Below are 21,419 nucleotides of genomic sequence, written 5' to 3'. Positions count from 1 at the left end.
CAGTCACTCTCGCCCCCAAGCCCTATGGATCAGTTCAGCGATTTCGTCGTTCACATCATTTAAAGACGTCACGGCGCGGTCGTAAGTTGTCCGCACGAACTGAGACCGTTCAACTTCGTAAAGCGTCTGCTTGGTAATCCCAGCATCGGAGATCGCCGTAGATTTCAACATAGGATTCGACAGCATCTGATTTGGGAACATCGCCTGGAGGAACCCAACCATCTGCTTTTGGGGACCGTCCGTTGGTTCAAATCGCGTTACGAGGTAACGGAACCACTTCAGGCGCATGTTCGCTCCAGCATCACGGATCGTCTTCATGATCCCGCCCAGCATCAGGAGAAACTGGCTCATCGACATGACGTCCAGCATCTGAGGATGGACTGTCACAATTACCGAAGATGAAGCCGTCAGAGCAGTGAGCGTGAGGTAGCCCAGCTGAGGAGGACAATCGATTACGACCACGTCATAGCGATCTTCAACCTCGTTAAGCGCCTTCGATATACGAGTGAAGAAGGCACGGCCCTCATGGGAATCGCTGCTCGTCAAAGCGACCGGGGTATCGTATTCGTACTCTTGAAGCTCAAGACTTGCCGGAACGATATCTAGGTTGGGGAAGTTTGTTGGCCGGATCACCTCCGAGATCGGTTTGCGCTCGTCATCATACCGAAGTGTCTCGTAGAGCGAAGGCACGTCGTCGAGTTCTGGCTGAATGCCGTGCAAAGCTGTGAGCGAGGCTTGGGGGTCCAAGTCGATCGCAAGAACTCGATGCCCTTTCAACGCCAAGTGCTGCGCGAGGTGGGCGGCGGTAGTGGTTTTTCCGGAGCCACCTTTGAAGTTCACGACGGACACAACGTGCAGTTCTTCGCCAGGCTGCCGATAGGGGACATAACGGCGCTTTCCGGGACGACCATGCTTATCGAGATAAGCTCTCAGCTCAAGCATCTGCTCGGCCGAGTAGCTGCGCCTCCCAGAAGACGATGTTTCAGGTTCAGGACCTTTGCCTTCGAGATGAAGCTTCTTAATGGTCGACTGGGTCACACCGAGATAGTAGGCAACCTCGGCCAACGAAAACTGACGCAGACCTTTTTGGGCGTCCGGAGGATACTGTTCCTGCCGCAACATATTGAGGCGGTCGGAAATCAACTCTCCTTGCTGTAGGATGATCTCGTCGAAGGGTTGATCCTTCGTATCAGCCGCAAAAGACCGTTCTCTCATCCGCCTGCCCTCTAAATATCGCTTTTTCGGCGATTTCGCTCATTAAAGTGTCATCTACACGGAAAAACGAGTCTTAACAACGTTTTTCGTCGGGCGGGTCGATCTTACACAATCTCCCAGCGAGCCTAGATGTCTCGACAAAGTGTAGCGATGGCGCAAATTGGCTACCCAATATCTAGGCACACCGTCACAAGCTCGCATGTGAAGTCGAATTGCGTTCCGCATCAACTTCGACGCAACCATATAATATTATTTAGTTTTTCAAGAATGCACGGCTGTCAAAACGCAAGAGGCACGAAGCTGCAGAACGCTAAGCAGACCGCGAACCCGTCCCATCCGATACAGATTGCTTCATCATCACCATAGGCCCAACCAGTAATCGGTTGGTTCCACCAAGTGCACCAGCCGATGCGCTCAAACAGGCAAGCAATGCGTTTCAGTGCGAAGGGAAGCCGAGGGAATCGGCAGGGTTTTCCCAGCCGATTCTTAGCGTCACGCTGCGTCGCTCGGCCATCAGGGGATGACGGCTTGCAGGGACCGATCGTCCTGGTTCGCGGTTTTCTTAGCGTTCTGAGGCTTCAGGAAGGCCCGCGACAGTGACCAGCTAGAAATACTCATCGACACACTCAGCAGTCTGACAGGTCAAATCCCGCAGAACTGCGCACCTTTGCGAACTCATAAAGCGAACCGCACAGGGGGCTCTGACTGATGTCATTGTAGAACCGGGGCCTAAGCCCCGATCCTCTTGATGCGGATCCCCAGCTTGCGGGCCTTGTCGACGATGTTCTCGGTAATGCCCGAACCGGGGGTGGCGATCAGACTTTGGGGCATCGTCTCGAGCATCTTGTCGTTGCGCTTGAAGGGAGCGGCTTTGCCGTGGCTCTTCCAGTCGGGCTTGAAGACCACCTGGGTGACACCGCGGGTATCTGCCCAGCGGGCCGCAATCATCTCGGCACCCTTGGGCGTGCCACCGTGCAAGAGCACCATGTCGGGGTATTTGGCGTGGGTAGCGTCGAGAACGGACCAGATCAGATCATAGGCGTGATAGTCCCCGCCCGAGAAGGCGATCCTTGTACCTTCGGGGCAGTGCACCTCGGTCTCTTTGCGGCGCTTGGCCGACAGATAGGCCCGGCTATCCACCACGGCGGAGGTGAGGCCGCGATGCGAGACCTTGGATCCTGTGCGGGGCAGCCAGGGCGAGCCTGTGGCGGCCGAGAAGTGGTCCACGGCCAGATCGCGCATCTGCTCGAAGGCGTCGCGATGGTCCCAGAGCTTGAGCCCGATCATCTGGAGGCGCTCGAGCTCGACCGAGGCGACCTCTGAGCCGTCCTGGATGGCCAGACTTTCCCGGACCTCGAACTCATTGTCGTCAAGGAGCTTCTGAATGTGGGTGAAGCGACGATGGAAGATCGAAGTGAGGGACCAGAGCATCTCTTCGAGATTGTCTTCCAACTGGCTGCCGGTGAGGAGGCCGATGGTGGTGTCAAAGAGCGTCGCCATGGCGAGATCGACCTCGTCGGGCTGGGCAAGCTGAGCCTGATGCGCGCCATCGCTATTGCGCGCTCGGCCCCACCGCTGGTCGTATTGGTGCTCTTGGTCAGCCCGGTTCCGCCAGGGATCGGCTTGGCCATTCTCATCGCCGTATTCTTTTCCCTCGGCGCGCTGACGAACGGCCTGACGATTGCCGTATTCGGGCTATTGATGGAAGTCTCCCCAGACGAGCGTCGCCCATCGTATAGCGGCTATTTCAATGCCTTGACCGCTCCAGCGTTTGTCTTCCCGCTTCTGGGAGGCTTTGCCATTGCAGCATTTGGAACTTGGATCGTGTTCGCAGTCGCGCTCATGCTTGCCGTCGTTCAGGCGACTTTTCTCTTTCGCATCGAGCTGCCCGGGTCGGTATCGGTCTCCCGGTAGGCTACCGAATTTCGCGAGGCCGAATATTCAAACATGACCGGTGCGGCTGAGGTTTTTTTGATGGTTTCGGATAGCGAACAGCCGATGGCGGGTTTTCTACCTAGTGTCTTGTGAAGAGTTGGAGTTCTCAAGAAAAAGGCCATTGACCTTCCAGTGACTGGAAGATGCATATCTTCGACAGATTGGAAATGGAGGTCAATCATGTGTGCTGACGAGACGAGCGAGATAGTGAGCGATCCGGTGTGCGGGATGTCCGTTGATCGCGCGACCGCACGCCATGTATCCCAAGTTGCAGGCGCGCCGTATTTCTTCTGCTCGACGCGCTGCAAGGAGAAGTTCGATGCAGCACCGGAAACCTACATAGACGGAGGACCCACGCCGGAAGCAATGCCAGAAGGCACGATTTATACATGTCCGATGCACCCCGAGATCGAGCAGGTCGGCCCCGGCGACTGCCCGATTTGTGGTATGGCGCTGGAGCCAAAAGATATTCAGACAGTCGATGAAGGCCCCAATCCGGAACTCGTCGATTTCACCCGCAGGTTCTGGATCGGCACAATCCTAACCGTTCCCGTCGTCGTTCTAGCGATGGGAGGCTATGTCGGTCTCCCCGTGCGCAGCTGGATTGGCGAGGGATTGGCCCACTGGATCGAGCTAATTCTGGCTACGCCGGTCATTCTCTGGTCAGGTTGGCCGTTTCTGGTGCGCGGCTGGAAGAGCTTCAGGACCATGAACCTCAACATGTTCAGCCTGATCGGTATGGGAGTTGCCGCTGCCTGGGCGTTCAGCACGATCGCAGTAATCGCGCCCGGACTATTCCCAAGCGGTTTTCGGGACGTTGAAGGCAATGTCGGTGTCTACTTTGAAGCGGGCGCGGTGATCGTGGTTCTGGTGCTACTTGGACAGATTCTGGAACTACGTGCCCGGGAGCGGACCGGCTCGGCCATCCGCACCTTGCTCGACCTGGCCGCAAAGAGCGCACGTCTGATACGTGAGGACGGAACGGAAGAGGAAGTGCCTCTGGAGGACGTGCAGATTGGCGACCGCATAAAAGTGCGCCCAGGCGAGAAGGTGCCAGTGGACGGCGAAGTTGTCGAAGGGCGGTCGTCGGTTGATGAGTCGATGCTCACGGGCGAGCCTGTGCCGGTCGAGAAAGTCGAAGGCGACGTGGTCACCGGGGCGACAATCAACGGCACCGGCAGCCTCGTGATCGAAGCCAGACGCGTAGGAAAGGACACGATGCTGGCACAGATCGTCGAAATGGTGGCAGCAGCACAGAGGTCCCGCGCTCCGATCCAGAAGCTCGCAGACGCCGTGGCCGGCTATTTTGTACCAGCTGTGATCGCGGTTGCAGTCATTTCGTTCGTCTCATGGTCAATCTGGGGGCCGTCGCCCGCGCTGGCTTACGGCCTGGTCTCCGCCATCGCCGTTCTCATCATTGCCTGTCCCTGCGCGCTCGGGCTCGCAACGCCGATGTCCATCATGACCGCGACCGGGCGCGGGGCTCAGGCGGGCGTGCTGATCAAGAATGCCGAAGCGCTTGAGGCATTCGAGAAGGTGGACACGCTGATCGTTGACAAGACCGGCACTCTGACGATGGGCAAACCGGAACTGTCTGTCGTGCTACCGGAAGACGGCCACGAAGAAGCCGAGGTTCTTCGACTTGCTGCCAGCCTGGAACGCGGCTCCGAGCACCCGCTGGCTGAGGCGATTGTGCGCGGTGCTGAGGCACGCGGCATGAAACTCGCAAATGCCGACGCGTTCGAAGCCGTCACCGGCATGGGTGTTAAGGGTAACGTGGACGGCAAACCGGTGGCCTTGGGCAACGCGAAGATGCTCGCCGAACTCGGTATCGATGCGCCTGAGGTGACCGAAGTCGCCAACGCCCGTCGCGACGAAGGTGAAACGGTCATGTTTGTCGTCGTCGACGGCGGGATCGCCGGTCTCGTGAGCGTGGCAGATCCGGTCAAGGAAACAACTCCTGCCGCCCTGAAGGCCCTGCATGACCTAGGTTTCCGGATCGTAATGGTCACGGGCGACAATGAGCGCACGGCCAAGGCCGTGGCGGGGCGGCTCGGCATCGACGAGATACGCGCCGATGTCCTGCCCGAGGACAAGGCCCGCATCATACGTGAGCTTCAGGCCGAGGGATGCAGGGTCGCCATGGCCGGGGACGGTGTGAACGATGCACCTGCTTTGGCGCAGGCCGATGTCGGTATCGCCATGGGTACCGGCGCCGATGTCGCGATCGAAAGCGCAGGTTTCACCTTGGTCAAAGGGGACCTAAACGGACTTGTCAGAGCGCGCCGCCTGTCGCTGGCGACAATGCGGAACATCAGGCAGAATTTGTTCTTCGCCATGATCTACAACACTGCCGGTGTGCCAGTGGCCGCCGGGGTTCTGTTCCCGTTCTTTGGTCTCCTGATCTCGCCGATGTTCGCAGCTGCCGCGATGAGCCTTTCATCTGTCTCGGTCATCGGGAATGCGTTGCGACTGAGATCGGTGCGTCTTTGAAAAAATGGAGCCACTCAGGCACTTTCCGGAGTCGCATTCATTTAAGTGGCGACAGATCCGAGCAGAATCAGACGGCAATCAAAAAGAAAAAATCTATGCAGGCATTGACCTTCCAGTTAGTGGAACCCCTATCTGTTGGCTATGGATCAAGCGAGGTTTCAACGATGAACATTGGTGACGTCTCCGAACGAAGCGGACTGCCCGCCAAAACCATTCGATACTACGAGGATATCGGGCTTGTTCGTCCACCGCGTCGTGAGAACGGTTATCGCGAGTTTGGATATCGCGAATTGAACACGCTTGCATTCCTCGGACGCGCCCGCTCCCTGGGGTTCAGCATCGAGGATTGCCGAACGCTCTTGTCTCTTTACGAAGACCGCGAGCGGTCGAGCTCCGAAGTCAAGGCGATTGCGAAGATCCATCTGACGCAAATCGACCGAAAGATCGAAGAACTACAGGCATTGAGCGCAACGCTCGGCGATCTTGTCGCACGGTGTCAGGGCGACAAACGGCCTGATTGCCCGATCATTGACGACCTGGCGCAACAGGTTTCCCGCGAAGACGGTGATCAGGCGATAAATCGCACTTCACGGAAACGCGACAAGCCGTCGCTGGATATTCATGCAACGCAATAGTAGATAATTATCCATGATCTTGTTCGCCCGCCTTTTCTGCTTTCTCGCGCTCATGGCTTTCGCCGTGGGCGCAGTTGCGCATTCGGCGGGATCGGCTGCCATGGCCTCCGCGATGATCACCGCGGATGCCGGGATGTCCGGGATGGACGATTGCGACGCGTGCGGCGATCAGGAGGCCGGACTCAAGGGCGGGGTTTGCAATTTCGTGTGCAACGTCACAGGGATGGCCGCTGTTCCGGTTGCTTCGGCGGACACGGGCCATGTCGCCACGTCCATCGCGCATGACCGGATGCCGGAGCGGGTTGCGCGTGGCATCACCGGTCCTCCGGCTAAAGAACCACCTCGATTCTACCTCTGATCCGACACTCGGCGCCTGATCGCGCTGGATGTGTCGACTCGTACCGACTGCGCGCTTCCGTGCGGTCGCGCGAGACAATCGCACCGCCACCGCAGCTTTGCCGCGGTGCAGCGCCGTCAGATCAGAGAGTACAAGTTCATGTTCAACCGATCCAATCCGACTCTATCGCGCCGTTCCTTTCTCGCTGCTTCGGTAGCGGGGGTTGCTGCAACGGCCTTCGGCAAGACCACGTTCGCCGAGTCGCAGAGCCGTAGTTTCTCGTTGCGTGCCGCGCCGGGCGCTGCGCGGCTAGTGCCCAACCCGCACCCCGAGACACCCGCGTGGTGCTACAACGGACAGGTTCCCGGCCCCGAATTGCGCGTGCGTCAGGGCGAACGCTTGCGCATCGACGTCATGAACGGCTTGGCCGAGGACAGCACGGTCCACTGGCACGGGCTGCGCGTGCCGAACGCCATGGACGGGGTGCCGCACCTGACCCAGACGCCAATTGCACCGGGCGAGACCTTTACCTACGAGTTCGAGGCAGTCGATGCGGGAACCTTCTGGTATCACCCCCACCAGCGCAGCTTCGAGCAGGTCGGGCGCGGTCTCTACGGACCACTCATCATTGAGGAACCGAACGCGCCGCAGGTCGACCGCGACATCACCTGGATCCTCGACGACTGGCGCCTGACGCGGGATGCTACTATCTCGGACGATTTCGGCGCGACCATGGACATGAGCCACGCCGGACGGTTGGGAAACACGGTCACGATCAACGGGCAGATTCCCGAGACCTTCGCTGTGCGGCGAGGCGAGCGCATCCGGCTGCGGCTTATCAACGCCGCCAATGCACGCATCTTCGCGCTCGATTTCGGCGACCACGAACCGCGCGTCATCGCGCTGGATGGCCAGCCTGTCGCCCCCCATGCAGCGCCCGGCGGGCGGGTTTTGCTCGGCCCCGCCATGCGGGCCGATGTCATCCTGGATTGTACTGGCGCCTCGGGCTCAAGGGTTCAGCTGGTCGATCGGGCCTATCGCGATAACGAGTATCGGCTGCTCGATATCGTCTACGAGGGCGCGCCACTGCGCGACGCGCCGCCCGATTGGGATATTGCCTTGCCTGACAATTCGCTTCCGGAACCGGACATGGCGTCTGCGCGCCGCCACGAGGTGCTGTTCACCGGCGGCATGATGGGCGCGATGGTCGAACGCGACATGGGTCTCAGTCCATCCGGCGGCATGATGGGGGGCGGCATGATGGGCATGCGCCACGACGGGCGCGGCATATGGTTCGTCACCGGCAAGGCGGCCGAGGGGCATATGCTCGATCCCTTCCTCACCCTCGAACGCGATGCAAGTCACGTCATCCAGATGACCAACGCAACGGCTTTCCATCACCCGATCCACCTGCACGGCCATTCCTTCCGGGTCATCACCCGCGATGGGGCACCGACCGAGCATCGCGAGTGGCAGGACACGGTTCTGATGGCACCGCGCGAACGCGTCGAGATCGCCTTTGTCGCCGACAATCCGGGGGACTGGATGTTTCATTGCCACATTCTCGAGCACCAGGCGGCGGGGATGATGGGCGTGATCCGGGTGGCCTGAACATGGGAGAAAGCAAATTGAGATCCGTATACCCAACGCTGCTTCCCACGCGACGCGCCTTTCTTTCGTCGGCTCTCGGCGTAAGCGCCTATGTACTTCTGCCGGACCTTGCGCGGGCCGGCAGCGGCGGCGGAATCCGCGCGTTGGCTTTCGACGGTGACGTGCTGTTGGCGGCGGAAGCAACGTTGAACGTCAGCGAGGATAACGGCGGCACCTGGGCCGAGCGGACGACGCCCGGCAAAGTGCTGGCAATGGCCACCAATCCTGACCGGCCCGGCCTTGTCGCCGCCGGCCTGGAAAAGGGCGGTGTCGCACTGTCGGCCGATGGTTCGGCAACGTGGCGCATCGGCAATGCCGGGCTTCCGGACGGAGAAGTGAATGCCCTCGCAATCGCATCGCGGAACCCCGACCTAATCTATGCGGCAGTCCGCGGCGACGGTCTCTATAAGAGCGAGGACGCTGGCGAAACCTGGACCCTGGCGATGGACCGCCCCTGGCTCAAAGAGGCCGAGCGCGATCCGCTCACTTTGGCGTCCGTCGATCTAGAGACCGGCATGGGCGGCATATGGATTTATGCCGGCACCGAGATGGGTCTGACCCGGGTGCCTGACTGTTTCTGCCGGTGGCAGGACGTCCAACCGGGCAACGCAATGGATGCGCTGGTCTCTGGCGATGCGCCACCTCCCGAAAACCCCTTGCCCGACGGCGAGCCGGTACAGTCGCTGGCGAGCAGCCCTTCGGCACCGGAGCGGCTCTATGCCGCTCTGCCCTCGGGGATCTGGACCTCGGCGGATGGCGGGGTGGTCTGGACCCAGGTGGCTCTTAGCGCCGCGACTGCGATCGCGGTTCATCCTCGTGACGAGACGTACATCGCCGCTGTCATCGGCGGCACCCTGAAACTCAGCCGCGACGGCGGCAAAAGCTGGACCGCGACAGCGGCCGGATGAAGGAGAGAGAGATGCAGAGAAGAACGGTATTCGGCCTGATCGGCGGCGGTATTGTCAGTGCGGGGGCGCTGACGACGCTGACCTGGGCACAAAGTGAGCCAACGGCAAAGCCGGAAACGACCGATGGCACGAAGCAGATCACGATCTGGCGCGATCCGGGCTGCGGTTGCTGCGATACTTACGCCGATTATCTCGAAGAAAACGGCTTCACCGTCACCCGCGTGGATGACCGGGATTTCGACAAGCGGTCGGTCGACGTCGGTGTTCCGGAGCGCGGCATTGGCTGCCATCTCGCCGAGATCGACGGCTATTATGTCAGCGGTCTGGTTCCGGCCGAGATCATCGACCGGCTCCTGAGCGAGCGACCGGACATCGCTGGCATCACCTTGCCGGGAATGCCGGCCAATGCCCCGGGGATGGCCCGCGTCAAGACCGGCACCCTCAAGACCTACGCCTTCGGCGAGGGCGGCATCACCGTCTATTCCGATGAGTGAGTGCATGGGCATGATGAACGGGCCCATGATGGGCGCGATGATGCTTGTTGGCGGGGTGGTTCTGCTGCTGCTCGTCGCCGTCCTTGTGTTGAGCGTGATCGCCCTGGCCAAGTACATCCGGGGCGCTACATGAGACCGATTGCTGGCATGTTTCTGGCAGGGATCGCGACTGCCGTCATCGGCAGTTTCGTTCTGGCGCAGGCATCTCCCGACGAGACGGCGATCGAAGGTCTGACCTTTCTTGGAGAGCCAGTCTCTGAGGACGACCTCATCGCAGGCAAACAAATCTACGCCGAAAGCTGCGCGTCCTGCCATGGTGAGAATCTCGAAGGCCAGCCTGACTGGCGGCGACGTCTCGACAACGGCCGTATGCCTGCCCCGCCGCACGATGAAACGGGCCACACCTGGCACCATTCCGACCGCAATCTTTTCATCGTGACGAAGGGCGGCGTTCAAGCGGTGGTGCCAGGATATGAGAGCGACATGCCGGCCTTCGAGGGCATCCTGACAGACGACGAGATCGCCGAAGTCCTCGCCTACATCAAGAGCACCTGGCCCGAACGGCAACGCGAGTTCCAGGCCGAGGTCTCGGCAAACGACAGGGGTGGGCTATGACTGAGCACACCGAGCATCCGCCAAAGCGAACATCGCGGCTGGCCCTGCTGCCAGTGGCCGTTTTCGCGGTGATCGGCGGCGCATTCTATTGGGGGCTTTTCAACAACGATGACGGTCTGCCTTCGGCGCTAATCGGCAAGCCGGTACCCAAATTCGATCTGCCGCCGATCGAGGGACGTTCCGACGGCCTCTCGACCGCCGATCTGAAAGGGCAGGTGTCCATCGTCAACGTCTGGGCGTCGTGGTGCGTGCCGTGCCGGGTCGAAATGCCCCTGCTCAACGAACTGGCCGCTCGAGATGAAGTCGCGATTTTCGGCATCAATTACAAGGATCGACCTGCAGAGGCCTTGGACTTTCTCGGGGAGCTCGGCGATCCTTACGACAGGATCGGGGCTGACAGTACTGGCCGGGTCGCGATCAACTGGGGCGTGTACGGTTTGCCGGAGACCTTCGTGATCGATGCGGAGGGTCGGATCGCCTACAAGCATATCGGTCCCTTCAACCGCCGCTCCTTGGAGGAAGACATCCTCCCCGTGGTGCGACGCCTTCAGGAAGGAGCCGGATCATGAATCGACGCGAACTTTTGGCGGGAATAGCGGCTCTGGGGCTCGCGGGACGTGCCGAGGCAAAGCCGCTGATGCCGCTTCACGATGCGCCACGCGAAATGCTGTCGCCGCCTTTCGTCAACGGAGCGGGGCGAGACCTGACCCTGGAGGATTTCCGGGGCAAGGTCGTGCTTCTCAATATCTGGGCAACCTGGTGCGTGCCGTGTCGCGAGGAAATGCCGACGCTCGATGCGCTTCAGGCCCGTCTCGGAGGAGACGATTTTCACGTCCTGCCGCTCTCCATCGACCGGGCAGGCCTCAAGGTCGTCCGGCGCTTCTACGAGGAGATCGGCATCCAGCACCTCGACATCTACCTGGCGGACAGTACCCGCGCGATGTGGGCTTTCGGAGCGCTCGGCTTGCCGACGACGATCCTGATCGGGCGCGGCGGGGAGGAACTCGGCCGCCTGGTTGGACCGGCCGAATGGGACAGCCCGGAAATCATCTCTCAAATGCAGACCATCATCAACGAAAAGGAATGAAGAGCAATGTCGGACATATCACCTGAAACCCATGTTGGCGGGGCCGGCCAGTTGCGTCCCAAACTGGGGCGCCGCGGACTGATTCTGGCGGCGATGGCGATTATCGCCGCCGGAATGGCCCTCAACTGGGGCTGGCTGACCGCCATCGGGGCGGCCCCGCTCATCCTGGCTGTAGCGCCGTGCGCTGTCATGTGCGGACTGGGCTATTGCGCGATGTGCAAATCCGACTCCTGCGACAAGACGAACTCACCCACAGAGGCGAGCACTACGAGGGATTGAACCCGAAAACCAAAGGAAGCCTGAAGGAGAAACAGATGAAACCTATCAAGAATCTGAGCATCGCCGCAGCCGTGGCTACCCTCCTGGCAACCGCTGTGGTTGCCCAGGAAAACAGCGGGGCGTCCGGCCAGATGATGGACGGCGAGAACGGCATGTCAGGCAACATAATGCAGGGCGATATGTCCGGCATGGACGGCATGATGCCGATGATGAAGATGATGCAGGCCTGCACGGAGATGATGGAGGCGATGAACGTATCCATGGAGAAAACCCAGCCTTCGATAGACAAAGGCTGATTGGTCTTCGCCGGGGGCACGAGCCCCCGGCGACACCACACGGAGGATGCGTATGTCACGAACACCGGCCGCTCGATTTCTGTTGGTCCTTCTTTGGATGCTAATCGCGCCTTTGGGTGCCGCAGCTCAGCAATCCACCCCGCTCGATCAAACGGAGCAAGAGGCCATCAGGCTGCCGTTGAGCCAGCTCTTCTCCGGGGGGCGGAAGTAGATGGTGGACGTCTCCCTTTTTGGCCTGACCGCGGCGCTTCTGGCCGGAGCTATTTCGTTCCTGTCGCCCTGCGTTCTCCCGCTGGTCCCTGGGTATGTCTCCTACGTTGCGGGACGCACGGCGGCCCAAGGCGGTGTCGCATCCGCTTCCTCCTCGCGCGCAGTGTGGCTGAGCATGTGCTTCGTGCTTGGCTTCTCGACCATATTCATCGCGCTCGGCGCGTCGGCGACGGCGCTCGGACAGGCACTGTTGCGTTGGCGTTATGAGTTAAATCTCATCGGTGGGGTGATCATCATTCTGTTCGGGATGTTCATGATCGGTGCTGCGCGAATATCGGTCATGGAACGCGACTTCCGTTTCAATCTCGACATCCCTGGCGGTCAGCCGGCTGCTTCCTACGTGCTCGGTCTGGCGTTCGGCTTTGGCTGGACGCCGTGCATCGGGCCTATTCTCGGCGCGATCCTCACAGCCAGCGCAGCCAGCGCGACGATCGGTGAAGGCATGGTCTTGCTCGCTGTCTACTCAACCGGTCTCGGTGTTCCTTTTCTCATTGTTGCTGCTTTCACTGACCGTATCGCCGGGCGACTGCGGGCCATAGGTCGCGTCGGTCGACGACTTCACCAAGCGGCCGGTGTGGTGATGATCCTGATGGGAATTGCGATGATGACAGGACAGTTGAGCGCGCTGTCATACTGGATGCTCGATGCGTTTCCGATTCTCGGACGTATCGGCTGAGCGGCGAGAAGCTGTTTTGTCGGGTCACGAAAGTTTTCCTTGAACCTCTAGTAGCTTTAGGCGTTAGCCCTCTACAAAGCGCCAGTGCCGCGGGCAAACTGCCACCGCCACCTCAAACCCTCTCGGGCTGGCAACAATGTATCCGGGAAATTGCGCGACCCGCCATACAATTACGAAGGAGACGTCTAACATGTTGACGAGAAGGCATTTCATTCAATCGACCACCGCGCTGTTCTCGGCATCGCTGGCCAGCCCGGCATTCGCCGACTCTTGGCCCACGGAAGCGCAAAAGGCCGAATGGGACGCGCAAGTCACGCCGCCTGGCTACGATCCTGCCACGTCCAATCCCTGGGGTCTGCATCCGCGCTTTCTTCCGCAACGTGTCGCCGCCAATGCGGGCCTCGTCCCTGGAGACATCCATGTGGATGCGGTGGCGCGCTATCTCTATCACATCGAGGAAGGTGGTACGGCAATGCGCTATGGTGTGGCGATCGCGCGTGGCAATCTATACGAGCCGGGCACATATACGATCAAGCGCAAGGTCAAGTGGCCGCACTGGCAACCGACGCAGAACATGATCGACCGCGATCCCGAACTCTACGCGGACATCGCCGACGGCATGGAGCCTGGACCGGAGAATGCGCTCGGGTCTCGAGCGCTTTACCTGTACGTCGGTGATCGCGACACCTATTTGCGGATACACGGCTCTCCGCATCCGAGCAGCATTGGTGGTCGTGCAAGTTCCGGCTGCGTGCGCATGGTTATGGCGCACATCAACGACCTCTACCCAAACGTCGAGCTCGGATCGACGGCCTACCTCTATTCGGCCGAGGACAGCGTCACCGCCCGCAGCTAGACGCGCGCGGGCTTGGCGGGCGGTTCGACGGTCTGCCGAGCGGCTCAGCTTTCCCGTGCGGCGCAGATGCGACTGCCATTTGGCGTGCGGAGCGGAACCAAGGTCGTTTCGACCGGCCCGCTATGCTGGTACCAGTAACAGCTGTCGTCCGGCACAAGGCGCGCGGTAGAAATATCCTGGTCGGGCGCCGCCATTGCCACGACGCTATCGGGAATATTCCCGATAGCGTTCGCCGCGTCGCTCCCGCTGCTTGGAGGGATGGCACACCCTGCGGTGAACAACAGTGTGGTTCCGATCGTCACGTTTTGCTTTGATAGTACCGGCCGCATTGAATTTCCTTCCTGTTTTGTCGGTCTGGCCGCAACAGTTGGCCAGCCTCTTTCCGACGACACATAGCAAAAAAAGCGATCCGGAGAACCATCAATTAATGTTCTTGAACCTCTAGGTACTGTAGGAACTATGTTGTTCTGAACAACCCGACTTTTGAGGTCCGTTCATGTCTGCTGAAACCAACCGACGAGATCATTCTCACGCCTCGCAAGAGAGCGGCAACAGTTGCTGCGGAAGCGATCGACCATGCGGCAACGTCGCTCCGGCGACGCCTGCGCCGTCTGTCGGGCGGAGCTTCCAGGTCTCCGGGCTCGACTGCGCCGAAGAAGTGGCGATCCTGAACAAGGTCGTCGGTCCGAAGGTCGGCGGAGCAGAGCATTTGGCCTTCGACGTCATCAACGGGCGGATGACCATTCTGGACAGCGCGGACCGTGTAACTGACGACGAGGTGGCGCAACTGGTTGCGACCACCGGCATGAGTGCGAAGCCCTGGGATGCGGGAACCGCATCGGAAGATCAGGCGGCCCATCTCGCCCGGCAGCGGCTGTTCACGGCGCTGAGCGGCGGCTTCTGGGCGGCCGGCTTTCTCTGGCACATCTTCGAGACCGGCATGGGCGGGGCCCTCGGCCTGTTCGCGGGTCACGGCGAGTCCCCCATGCCGCTGGCCGAGGCGGTGCTCTTCGCCGTCGCGATCCTGTTCGGTGTCTGGCTCGTGGCCCCGAAGGCTTGGTCCTCCGCGCGGCGTCTGTCGCCCGATATGAACCTTCTCATGGTGGTCGCGGTGGCGGGAGCCATTGGCCTCGGCGAGTTCTTCGAGGCGGCGACGGTGGCCTTCTTCTTCTCGCTGTCGCTCTACCTCGAGAGCTGGAGCGTCGGGCGCGCGCGGAACGCCGTGTCGGCGTTGCTCGACCTCGCACCGCCGACGGCAAGAGTTCTCTATGATGATGGTTCTGAAGCAGACGTGCCGGCTTCTGCTGTTGCCATCAATGCACGGTTCGTGGTGCGCGGCGGCGACCGCATCCCGCTGGATGGTGAAGTTGTTGATGGGGCAGGGGCCGTCGATCAGGCGCCGATCACCGGCGAAAGTGCGCTGGTGCCGAAGGAGCCAGGCGACGAAGTCTACGCGGGCACGATCAACGGCGAAGGGACTTTGACCGTGCGCGCGACCAAAGCGGCATCCGACACGGTGCTCGCCAAGATCATCCGCATGGTGGGGGACGCTCACGCCCGCCGCGCGCCCGTGGAGCAGTGGGTCGCGAAGTTCGCGCGCATCTACACGCCCATCGTCATGGCGCTGGCCGTCGCCATTGCGCTAGTGCCGCCGCTCGTCTTCGGTGGCGCCTGGGACTACTGGTTCTATAACGCGCTCGTTCTTCTCGTGATCGCCTGTCCCTGTGCGCTGGTCATCTCGACGCCGGTTTCCATCGTGGCCGCACTGACGGCCTCGGCGCGGGCGGGGGTTCTCATAAAAGGCGGCGCGTATGTCGAGGCTCCAGGCCGGACGACGGCTCTGGCGATGGACAAGACTGGAACCATCACGATGGGTGAACCGGAGGTGGCCGCCGTCCATCCACTTGGGGGGGCCTCGGCGCGAGATCTGATGACGCTGGCGGGCGCACTCGAAGCGCGGTCATCGCATCCGCTGGCACGTGCCATTCTTGCGCGGGCCGAGGCAGACGGCATCGCGGTTCCAGCGGCGGAGGATACGCGCACCGTGCCGGGACGAGGGCTGGAAGGACGGGCAGGAGGCCGGAAAGTCTGGCTCGGCTCCGACCGGTTCGCCGAGGAGAAAGGGTTCGGCAGCGCCATTCCGGCGGACCTCCGTGACCGGATCGAAGGGGCCGGCAGTACGCTTGTGGCCGTCGGGGACGAGACCGGCGTGACCGGCATCCTCGAACTGCGCGACCGAATCCGCCCGGACGCCAAAGGTATTGTCACGCGCCTTCATGCGCAGGGCGTGAAAACCATCGTTATGCTGACGGGCGACAATGAACGCACGGCGCGCGCCGTTGCGGCAGAGGTCGGCATCGACGAGGTGCGTGCCGAACTCTTGCCCGAGGACAAAGTGACGGCCATCGAGGAACTGGTCGAAAGCCACGACATGGTCGCGATGATTGGCGACGGAGTGAATGACGCCCCGGCCATGGCGCGGGCGCATTACGCCATCGCCATGGGCGCCGTCGGGTCCGACGCGGCCATCGAGACCGCCGACATCGCCCTCATGACGGACGACATCGGCAAGGTACCGTGGCTCATCGGCCATTCACGCCGCGCCATGTCGATCATCCGCCAGAACATCGGCGTTTCACTGGCGACGAAAGCCGTCTTCGTCGTCGCAACGGCATTCGGGATGGCGTCGATGTGGGGCGCGATCGCCGCGGATGTCGGCGTCTCGCTGCTGGTGGTTGCGAACGCGTTGAGACTTCTAAATGGTCACAAGTCCAATGTATCGCCATCCGGCGGCGAGCCGATTGGTGAGCAGATGGCAAGAGGCGCGCTCGCACACGGGCATTGAACCGCCACCACCCGCAGGGTAGCGTTCGGCCCATATGAGACCTCGCTCACGAGGCATAGAGCAGTGACGAAAATCCATATTCCGCGCCGGGGCGTCTTGTTCGGTGGGCTTGTTGCCATTCTGTCCGGTTGCGCCAGCAAGTTCCGAACCTACAGCGGACCCGAGGTCACCCGGCTGCGCCTCTACAAGGCGCAGCGCTTGCTGGTTCTTGACGGCGCCGATCGTGTGTTGCGGACCTATCCGATCGGGCTGGGCTTTGCGCCTGTCGGTCATAAGCAGTTCGAGGGCGACGGCCGCACACCGGAAGGCTCCTACGTGATCGACCGGCGGAACCCCGACAGCCTCTTCCATCTGTCCGTCGGCATCTCCTACCCGAACGAGGCCGACATCGCTTTCGCTGAGTCCCAGGGGCGTTCCCCCGGCAAGGACATCTTCATTCACGGCGGACCTCGGCGGGGGATCGACCCCACGAATGTCCGCGACTGGACGGCAGGCTGCATCTCGGTCTCGGATCCCGAGATCGAGGAAATCTACGCCATGGTTAGGGACGGGACACCGATAGACATCTACGCCTGAAGGACCAGGAGGCGTGTCGCGTCCGCCGATTGTTTCAGGCAAACCGGCGGCGAAGAGCCACGTTGATGGCCTCGATCGCGATCACCATCGCGATCACGGCCAGTGTGACGCTTGCTGCCTTGTCGTACTGGAATGAGCGCACATAGGTCTGGATGTAGAACCCTATACCGCCCGCACCGACAATGCCCAGGATCAGCGACTCGCGCAGGTTCAGTTCGAACCGGAAGATGGTGTCGCGGGCGACGACCGGCGCCATCTGCGGCCAGATCGCGTAGCGGAGCCGCGCCAGCGGCCCGGCACCGGCGCTTTCCAGCGCGGCAATCGGCGCGCGGGAGACGCCGTCGATCGCTTCGGCGTAGAACTTCGCGAGCATGCCGGTGGCATGGAAGGCGACCGCGATGATGCCGGGGAGGGGACCCAGGCCCACCGCACCCACCATGAGCATCGCCACCAGGATCAGCGGGATGGCACGGATGAAAGCGAGGAGCGTCCGGACGGGTCGGTAGACCGCCGAAGAAACCATCGTCTCGGACGCAAATATCCCGAGGGGGACCGATAGGAAGACCGCGCCCAGAGATCCCAGGATCGCGATGCGTAGCGTTTCCGCGCTACCCTTCACGATCTCGTTCATCACGGTCGGATCGGGCGGGACCATCCGGCCGAGGAAATCCGCGATCCGGGGTCCGGCGGAACAAAAACGCGACAGGTCCACGCGACAACGGTCCCAACGCCGAGCAGTGGGATGCTCCAGCGGGGGCGCACCTCCGTCAAGAGGGCCGGCGCCGGAAGAGTGCCGACGAGAATTACGAGAAAGCTCAACCCATAGCTTCCGACCCATGCAGCCGGTTGCCGCAAGGCTGCGTATTCGACAAGCGCGTAGCCCGCGAGGTTCCATGGGAATCCCGTGAGGATGTGGCCGCGCAGCCACTCTGCGGCCGTCCAGCAGGTCGCAAATAGAAGACAGCCCATAACGCCCTCGATCGCGCGACGGCGTGCGATGGCCGTGAAGAGTGTCGCCGCCATGGCCGGAAAGATGGCCAGACCCGCAGACAATCCTGCGACGGCGGGGATCGCCAAAGCACCGAACCTCTCGGCATCCACGTAGAAACTCTCCGCGATCCACGAGAGACCGAAGCCGAACTGCCCGAGACCGAACGCCCAGCCGACGAGTGCGGCCTTGGCCGGGGAAAGATGCCGGAGGAGGACAAGAAGGGCAGCGTAGGCAACGGGGACGAGCAGGAGGATCGAGAACGGAGGGAGGGTCAGGACCGTCAGTCCGCCGGCTACAATGGCCACGATCATGCGCGTCGGCAGGGAAATCACCCGCTCCCCGGACAGCGTCCAAAACAGCGTCATGGACCGCACCTGGGCCGTCGCGTGATCATCGGCGCGACAAGAAGCAATCCGACGCCGCCGACCACGAAGACGTCAGCCATGTTGAAAGCTGGCCAGTGCGCGGAGCCGGCGTAGAAATCGAGGAAATCGGTCACGGCCCGGAACCTGAGGCGGTCCAGGACGTTGCCTAAGGCGCCGCCGATGATCGCCCCGTAGGCAACCGCCTCGATGCCGTCCCGGGTGCGCAGCATCATGGTCACGAGCCAAGCGCACACGGCAAGAGCGAGCACCACGAGGCTCCACCACGGCGCGCCGCCCAAAAGCCCGAAGGTCACGCCATCGTTCCGATAGAACGTGAGATTGAATCCGGTGAACACGGGAACACCAGCGCTCAGGACGCTCGCATTCGTGATGACGATGGCCTTTGTGACCTGATCGATCGCGAAAGCCGCGACGGCAGCCAACATGCCGATCACCGGCGGTCTTTCGGCTGACAACATTTTCTCACCCCAGCCAGACATCGAGAAACAGCATCAGGACAAGGCCAACCGACAGTCCGAGCGTCGCCTTGTTCTGATGTCCGCTGCGATGGGTCTCGGGGATGATTTCGTGGCTGATCACATAGAGCATCGCGCCGGCGGCGAACGCCAGCCCCCAGGGCAGCAGCGGCTCCGACAGCGTGATGATACCCGCCCCGAGCAACCCGCCGATCGGTTCGACCATGCCGGTGAGGGCCGCGATGCCCCAGGCGCGCAGCTTCGCGTATCCTTCACCCATGAGCGACACCGCCACCGCCAGACCCTCGGGCGCGTTCTGCAAGCCGATACCGATGGCGAGTGGGACGCCACCTTCCATGCCACCGGAACCGAACCCGACCCCGACCGCGAGACCCTCAGGAAAGTTGTGGATCGTGATTGCGATGATGAAGAGCCAGACCCGCCGGAGCGACGCGGCGTCCGGACCTTCGCGGCCTGTTTTGAAGTGTTCGTGCGGCAGCTTCTCGTTCATCAGGGCAACGGCAGCCATGCCAAGAAGGATTGCGATGCAGACAATGGCCGCGGGCGCGGCCCCGTTGTCGAACCGCGGTTCGGCCGCGTCCAGCGCGGGGATGATCAGGGAGAAGAACGAAGCTGCGAGCATCACGCCAGCCGCAAAGCCGAGCGACAGGTCGCGTGTGCCGCGTGAGGGGATCCGCCCGAACAGCACGGGGACTGCTCCGACGGCTGTCAATGTGCCGGCGGCCAGGCTTCCGAGAAAGCCGAGCATGATCGGGGACAATGGATCCATTCGTCAGGTGGCTTACCCTTCCGGGTAGCTCGAGTAGACTTCGGTCGAGCCGTCCTTGAGAATCAGAAAGACGTCGTAGGCTTCGCGGTCCTCCTCGGGCCCCATGCCGGGCGAACCGTAGGGCATGCCCGGAACCGCGAGACCGATCGCGTCGGACCGTTCGTCCAGAAGGCGGCGGATGTCGGCGGCCGGCACGTGGCCCTCGATCACGTAACCGTCGACGAGCGCCGTGTGGCAGGAGACCATACGCTGCGGCACCCCGTTGTCGAGCTTGAAGCGCACGAGAAGGCCGCCGAACATGTCCTGGCCGGTCGGTGTGAAGCCGTTGTCCTGGAGATGGTTCATCCAGGACAGGCAGCAGCCGCATCCATTGGTCTTTCGGACATCGATGGCAGTTGCCTCCGCGAGGGCCTGCGCCGCCGGAAACAGTGCGATGGCGAAGGTCAGGGCTTGTGTCAGACGTTTCATGGGTCAGAGCCTTTCGGTTGCTGTCAGGGCGATCTCGCGGTCGAGACTTTCAGCGAGAAGGGCGCGGGCTTCGGCCAATCGCGACAGCGCGCCAGTGTCATCCGCTTCGCGCTCGGCAGCTTCGGCGAGCCGCTCGTCTGAGAGAGGATCGGTCGGCCGACCGTCCACCAGAACCTCGTAGTGCAGGTTCGGACCGGTCGCGGTGCCGGTGGCGCCCACACGGCCGATCAGGTCTCCGGCGGCCACGCGCTGGCCTTGCACGAGGCCTTCCGGGACCGCGCTGAGATGCGCATAGCGCGTCGTGGTGTCCGAGCCATGCGAGATTTCAACCACGCGGCCGTACCCGTTCCGCCAGCCGATGAAGCTGACGCGCCCGGGTGCCGTGGCCTGAACCGGCGTCCCACGCGCCGCAGCGAAATCGACGCCGGTGTGCATTCGCACGTTCCCGTAGACCGGATGCGTGCGGCGGCCGAAAACGGAGCTCAGTCGCGCGCCTTCCACGGGCTGCGCGAAGACGCGGAGAACCGCGCCGTCGACATAAACCGTGGCCTGACCGCTGCCATTGTCCGGCCAAACGACCTCATAGAGCGCGCCGCCGACCTCGAGCGCGGCAAAGGCCAGTTCCGGTTGTCCGATCCTGTCCTGGCCCACGCGCGCCTCTCGCCACAGAACCCGGAGCGTTTCGCCGCCGGCCATCTCACGGCGGAAATCCACCGTTCCGCCGAGCATCTGCGCCAGGTCCACCGCGAACCGGGCCGGGATATCGGCCTCGTCGAGCGCAGAAAAAAGCGAGCTGTCGATCACTGCTTCCCCGGCAAGCGTCACCATCTCGGACTCCGGCGTGACGACCTGCGTGGCAAGCTCATCGCCGAAGATCACCTCGATGCGTACGCCGTCCTCGACGGCGAGCGCGACACCGCGCGGGCTTCCGTCCGTCGTCGAGACGACGGTGACGGAATGTCCTGGCCGCAGCCGCCTCAAATCATACTCCGCGCCAAGGGCGAGGGCGACTTCCGCACGGTCGGTCGCCGAGAGACCGGCCTCCGCAAGAACTGTATCGAGCGTCTCACCGCTTTCTATGTTGCGCGACCAGGTGAAAAGGGGAGGGTCGATCGTCGGCAAGGAAGTGTCGGCGACCGAAATCTGCAAAAGAGGCATGGGG

At 61.9% G+C, this 21,419-nt stretch carries 25 protein-coding genes; 17 read left to right on the top strand and 8 right to left on the bottom strand.

What is annotated here, in order from left to right; translation table 11 throughout:
* Window positions 1-3 precede the first annotated feature (3 nt).
* Together repA and LC066_RS19410 are read right to left on the bottom strand one after the other, a co-directional pair.
* Window positions 4-1,215, bottom strand: a complete 1,212-nt coding sequence (gene repA / locus LC066_RS19415) for a plasmid partitioning protein RepA (RefSeq protein WP_224902632.1) — start codon at window positions 1,213-1,215, stop codon at window positions 4-6.
* 729 nt (window positions 1,216-1,944) lie between these two features.
* The gene (locus tag LC066_RS19410) at window positions 1,945-2,715 is read right to left on the bottom strand and encodes a DUF2493 domain-containing protein (protein WP_224902630.1); all 771 of its coding nucleotides are present in this window, start codon (window positions 2,713-2,715) and stop codon (window positions 1,945-1,947) included.
* Between the two features lie 39 nt (window positions 2,716-2,754).
* On the opposite strand from LC066_RS19410, the gene LC066_RS19405 reads away from it, so the two are divergent.
* The 17 genes from LC066_RS19405 to LC066_RS19325 all read left to right on the top strand — a co-directional run bounded on the left by LC066_RS19405 (window position 2,755) and on the right by LC066_RS19325 (window position 17,167).
* Window positions 2,755-3,129 (top strand): hypothetical protein, encoded by a 375-nt coding sequence (locus LC066_RS19405; protein ID WP_224902629.1) that lies wholly within the window; start codon window positions 2,755-2,757, stop codon window positions 3,127-3,129.
* Window positions 3,130-3,330: 201 nt separating this feature from the next.
* A complete protein-coding gene (locus tag LC066_RS19400) occupies window positions 3,331-5,643 on the top strand; it encodes a heavy metal translocating P-type ATPase (RefSeq protein WP_224902627.1) in 2,313 nt (770 codons plus the stop codon).
* Window positions 5,644-5,807: 164 nt separating this feature from the next.
* Window positions 5,808-6,278: a Cu(I)-responsive transcriptional regulator gene (cueR, locus tag LC066_RS19395; RefSeq protein WP_224902728.1), complete on the top strand. Its 471-nt coding sequence runs from the start codon at window positions 5,808-5,810 to the stop codon at window positions 6,276-6,278.
* 13 nt (window positions 6,279-6,291) lie between these two features.
* Window positions 6,292-6,636, top strand: a complete 345-nt coding sequence (locus LC066_RS19390; RefSeq protein WP_224902625.1) for a hypothetical protein — start codon at window positions 6,292-6,294, stop codon at window positions 6,634-6,636.
* 138 nt (window positions 6,637-6,774) lie between these two features.
* Window positions 6,775-8,226: a multicopper oxidase family protein gene (locus tag LC066_RS19385; protein ID WP_224902623.1), complete on the top strand. Its 1,452-nt coding sequence runs from the start codon at window positions 6,775-6,777 to the stop codon at window positions 8,224-8,226.
* Window positions 8,227-8,228: 2 nt separating this feature from the next.
* Complete coding sequence (locus LC066_RS19380) at window positions 8,229-9,173, top strand: WD40/YVTN/BNR-like repeat-containing protein (RefSeq protein ID WP_224902613.1); 945 nt, start codon at window positions 8,229-8,231, stop codon at window positions 9,171-9,173.
* Window positions 9,174-9,184: 11 nt separating this feature from the next.
* Window positions 9,185-9,667, top strand: a complete 483-nt coding sequence (locus LC066_RS19375) for a DUF411 domain-containing protein (RefSeq protein WP_224902610.1) — start codon at window positions 9,185-9,187, stop codon at window positions 9,665-9,667.
* Window positions 9,668-9,671: 4 nt separating this feature from the next.
* Window positions 9,672-9,800 carry a hypothetical protein gene (locus tag LC066_RS21490; protein ID WP_263625186.1) on the top strand — a complete coding sequence of 43 codons (129 nt, stop codon included), beginning with the start codon at window positions 9,672-9,674 and terminating at the stop codon, window positions 9,798-9,800.
* Window positions 9,797-10,282: a c-type cytochrome gene (locus LC066_RS19370; protein WP_224902606.1), complete on the top strand. Its 486-nt coding sequence runs from the start codon at window positions 9,797-9,799 to the stop codon at window positions 10,280-10,282. The genes LC066_RS21490 and LC066_RS19370 overlap by 4 nt, the downstream gene beginning before the upstream one ends.
* The gene (locus LC066_RS19365) at window positions 10,279-10,851 is read left to right on the top strand and encodes a DsbE family thiol:disulfide interchange protein (protein ID WP_224902602.1); all 573 of its coding nucleotides are present in this window, start codon (window positions 10,279-10,281) and stop codon (window positions 10,849-10,851) included. Before LC066_RS19370 ends, LC066_RS19365 begins: the two co-directional genes overlap by 4 nt.
* Window positions 10,848-11,369 carry a TlpA family protein disulfide reductase gene (locus LC066_RS19360; protein ID WP_224902599.1) on the top strand — a complete coding sequence of 174 codons (522 nt, stop codon included), beginning with the start codon at window positions 10,848-10,850 and terminating at the stop codon, window positions 11,367-11,369. The genes LC066_RS19365 and LC066_RS19360 overlap by 4 nt, the downstream gene beginning before the upstream one ends.
* A gap of 6 nt (window positions 11,370-11,375) precedes the next feature.
* Window positions 11,376-11,648, top strand: coding sequence for a hypothetical protein (locus tag LC066_RS19355; RefSeq protein ID WP_224902596.1), 273 nt, complete (start codon window positions 11,376-11,378; stop codon window positions 11,646-11,648).
* A gap of 35 nt (window positions 11,649-11,683) precedes the next feature.
* A complete protein-coding gene (locus LC066_RS19350; protein ID WP_224902593.1) occupies window positions 11,684-11,944 on the top strand; it encodes a hypothetical protein in 261 nt (86 codons plus the stop codon).
* Window positions 11,945-12,155: 211 nt separating this feature from the next.
* A complete protein-coding gene (locus tag LC066_RS19345) occupies window positions 12,156-12,890 on the top strand; it encodes a cytochrome c biogenesis CcdA family protein (RefSeq protein WP_224902591.1) in 735 nt (244 codons plus the stop codon).
* Window positions 12,891-13,080: 190 nt separating this feature from the next.
* Window positions 13,081-13,746 (top strand): L,D-transpeptidase, encoded by a 666-nt coding sequence (locus tag LC066_RS19340; protein ID WP_224902588.1) that lies wholly within the window; start codon window positions 13,081-13,083, stop codon window positions 13,744-13,746.
* 658 nt (window positions 13,747-14,404) lie between these two features.
* The gene (locus tag LC066_RS19330) at window positions 14,405-16,591 is read left to right on the top strand and encodes a heavy metal translocating P-type ATPase (protein WP_412103263.1); all 2,187 of its coding nucleotides are present in this window, start codon (window positions 14,405-14,407) and stop codon (window positions 16,589-16,591) included.
* Between the two features lie 72 nt (window positions 16,592-16,663).
* Window positions 16,664-17,167, top strand: coding sequence for a L,D-transpeptidase family protein (locus LC066_RS19325; protein ID WP_224902711.1), 504 nt, complete (start codon window positions 16,664-16,666; stop codon window positions 17,165-17,167).
* A 34-nt stretch (window positions 17,168-17,201) separates the two neighbouring features.
* On the opposite strand, the gene phnE is transcribed toward LC066_RS19325, so the two are convergent.
* Genes phnE through LC066_RS19295 form a run of 6 tightly spaced genes read right to left on the bottom strand, consistent with a single transcriptional unit; the run spans window position 17,202 to window position 21,415 of the window.
* Complete coding sequence (phnE, locus tag LC066_RS19320; RefSeq protein ID WP_224902579.1) at window positions 17,202-17,879, bottom strand: phosphonate ABC transporter, permease protein PhnE; 678 nt, start codon at window positions 17,877-17,879, stop codon at window positions 17,202-17,204.
* A complete protein-coding gene (locus tag LC066_RS19315) occupies window positions 17,798-18,523 on the bottom strand; it encodes a hypothetical protein (RefSeq protein ID WP_224902576.1) in 726 nt (241 codons plus the stop codon). Before LC066_RS19315 ends, phnE begins: the two co-directional genes overlap by 82 nt.
* Window positions 18,520-19,023 (bottom strand): signal peptidase II, encoded by a 504-nt coding sequence (gene lspA, locus LC066_RS19310; protein WP_224902573.1) that lies wholly within the window; start codon window positions 19,021-19,023, stop codon window positions 18,520-18,522. Before lspA ends, LC066_RS19315 begins: the two co-directional genes overlap by 4 nt.
* Window positions 19,007-19,789: a ZIP family metal transporter gene (locus tag LC066_RS19305; RefSeq protein WP_224902569.1), complete on the bottom strand. Its 783-nt coding sequence runs from the start codon at window positions 19,787-19,789 to the stop codon at window positions 19,007-19,009. Before LC066_RS19305 ends, lspA begins: the two co-directional genes overlap by 17 nt.
* A gap of 12 nt (window positions 19,790-19,801) precedes the next feature.
* Window positions 19,802-20,257 carry a DUF411 domain-containing protein gene (locus tag LC066_RS19300; RefSeq protein ID WP_224902567.1) on the bottom strand — a complete coding sequence of 152 codons (456 nt, stop codon included), beginning with the start codon at window positions 20,255-20,257 and terminating at the stop codon, window positions 19,802-19,804.
* A 3-nt stretch (window positions 20,258-20,260) separates the two neighbouring features.
* Window positions 20,261-21,415, bottom strand: coding sequence for a M23 family metallopeptidase (locus LC066_RS19295; protein ID WP_412103261.1), 1,155 nt, complete (start codon window positions 21,413-21,415; stop codon window positions 20,261-20,263).
* Between the last annotated feature and the right edge of the window lie 4 nt (window positions 21,416-21,419).

The sequence above is a fragment of the Pseudooceanicola marinus genome (assembly GCF_020177265.1).
GTDB lineage: Bacteria > Pseudomonadota > Alphaproteobacteria > Rhodobacterales > Rhodobacteraceae > Pseudooceanicola > Pseudooceanicola marinus_A.
This window is presented reverse-complemented; position numbering and strand designations above follow the sequence as displayed.

Bases quoted from the DNA above. Each gene is read 5' to 3' on its own strand.
- repA (WP_224902632.1), bottom strand. From the start codon at position 1,215: ATGAGAGAACGGTCTTTTGCGGCTGATACGAAGGATCAACCCTTCGAC.
- LC066_RS19410 (WP_224902630.1), bottom strand. From the start codon at position 2,715: ATGGCGACGCTCTTTGACACCACCATCGGCCTCCTCACCGGCAGCCAG.
- LC066_RS19405 (WP_224902629.1), top strand. From the start codon at position 2,755: ATGCGCGCCATCGCTATTGCGCGCTCGGCCCCACCGCTGGTCGTATTG.
- LC066_RS19400 (WP_224902627.1), top strand. From the start codon at position 3,331: ATGTGTGCTGACGAGACGAGCGAGATAGTGAGCGATCCGGTGTGCGGG.
- cueR (WP_224902728.1), top strand. From the start codon at position 5,808: ATGAACATTGGTGACGTCTCCGAACGAAGCGGACTGCCCGCCAAAACC.
- LC066_RS19390 (WP_224902625.1), top strand. From the start codon at position 6,292: ATGATCTTGTTCGCCCGCCTTTTCTGCTTTCTCGCGCTCATGGCTTTC.
- LC066_RS19385 (WP_224902623.1), top strand. From the start codon at position 6,775: ATGTTCAACCGATCCAATCCGACTCTATCGCGCCGTTCCTTTCTCGCT.
- LC066_RS19380 (WP_224902613.1), top strand. From the start codon at position 8,229: ATGGGAGAAAGCAAATTGAGATCCGTATACCCAACGCTGCTTCCCACG.
- LC066_RS19375 (WP_224902610.1), top strand. From the start codon at position 9,185: ATGCAGAGAAGAACGGTATTCGGCCTGATCGGCGGCGGTATTGTCAGT.
- LC066_RS21490 (WP_263625186.1), top strand. From the start codon at position 9,672: ATGGGCATGATGAACGGGCCCATGATGGGCGCGATGATGCTTGTTGGC.
- LC066_RS19370 (WP_224902606.1), top strand. From the start codon at position 9,797: ATGAGACCGATTGCTGGCATGTTTCTGGCAGGGATCGCGACTGCCGTC.
- LC066_RS19365 (WP_224902602.1), top strand. From the start codon at position 10,279: ATGACTGAGCACACCGAGCATCCGCCAAAGCGAACATCGCGGCTGGCC.
- LC066_RS19360 (WP_224902599.1), top strand. From the start codon at position 10,848: ATGAATCGACGCGAACTTTTGGCGGGAATAGCGGCTCTGGGGCTCGCG.
- LC066_RS19355 (WP_224902596.1), top strand. From the start codon at position 11,376: ATGTCGGACATATCACCTGAAACCCATGTTGGCGGGGCCGGCCAGTTG.
- LC066_RS19350 (WP_224902593.1), top strand. From the start codon at position 11,684: ATGAAACCTATCAAGAATCTGAGCATCGCCGCAGCCGTGGCTACCCTC.
- LC066_RS19345 (WP_224902591.1), top strand. From the start codon at position 12,156: ATGGTGGACGTCTCCCTTTTTGGCCTGACCGCGGCGCTTCTGGCCGGA.
- LC066_RS19340 (WP_224902588.1), top strand. From the start codon at position 13,081: ATGTTGACGAGAAGGCATTTCATTCAATCGACCACCGCGCTGTTCTCG.
- LC066_RS19315 (WP_224902576.1), bottom strand. From the start codon at position 18,523: ATGACGCTGTTTTGGACGCTGTCCGGGGAGCGGGTGATTTCCCTGCCG.
- lspA (WP_224902573.1), bottom strand. From the start codon at position 19,023: ATGTCTGGCTGGGGTGAGAAAATGTTGTCAGCCGAAAGACCGCCGGTG.
- LC066_RS19305 (WP_224902569.1), bottom strand. From the start codon at position 19,789: ATGGATCCATTGTCCCCGATCATGCTCGGCTTTCTCGGAAGCCTGGCC.
- LC066_RS19300 (WP_224902567.1), bottom strand. From the start codon at position 20,257: ATGAAACGTCTGACACAAGCCCTGACCTTCGCCATCGCACTGTTTCCG.
- LC066_RS19295 (WP_412103261.1), bottom strand. From the start codon at position 21,415: ATGCCTCTTTTGCAGATTTCGGTCGCCGACACTTCCTTGCCGACGATC.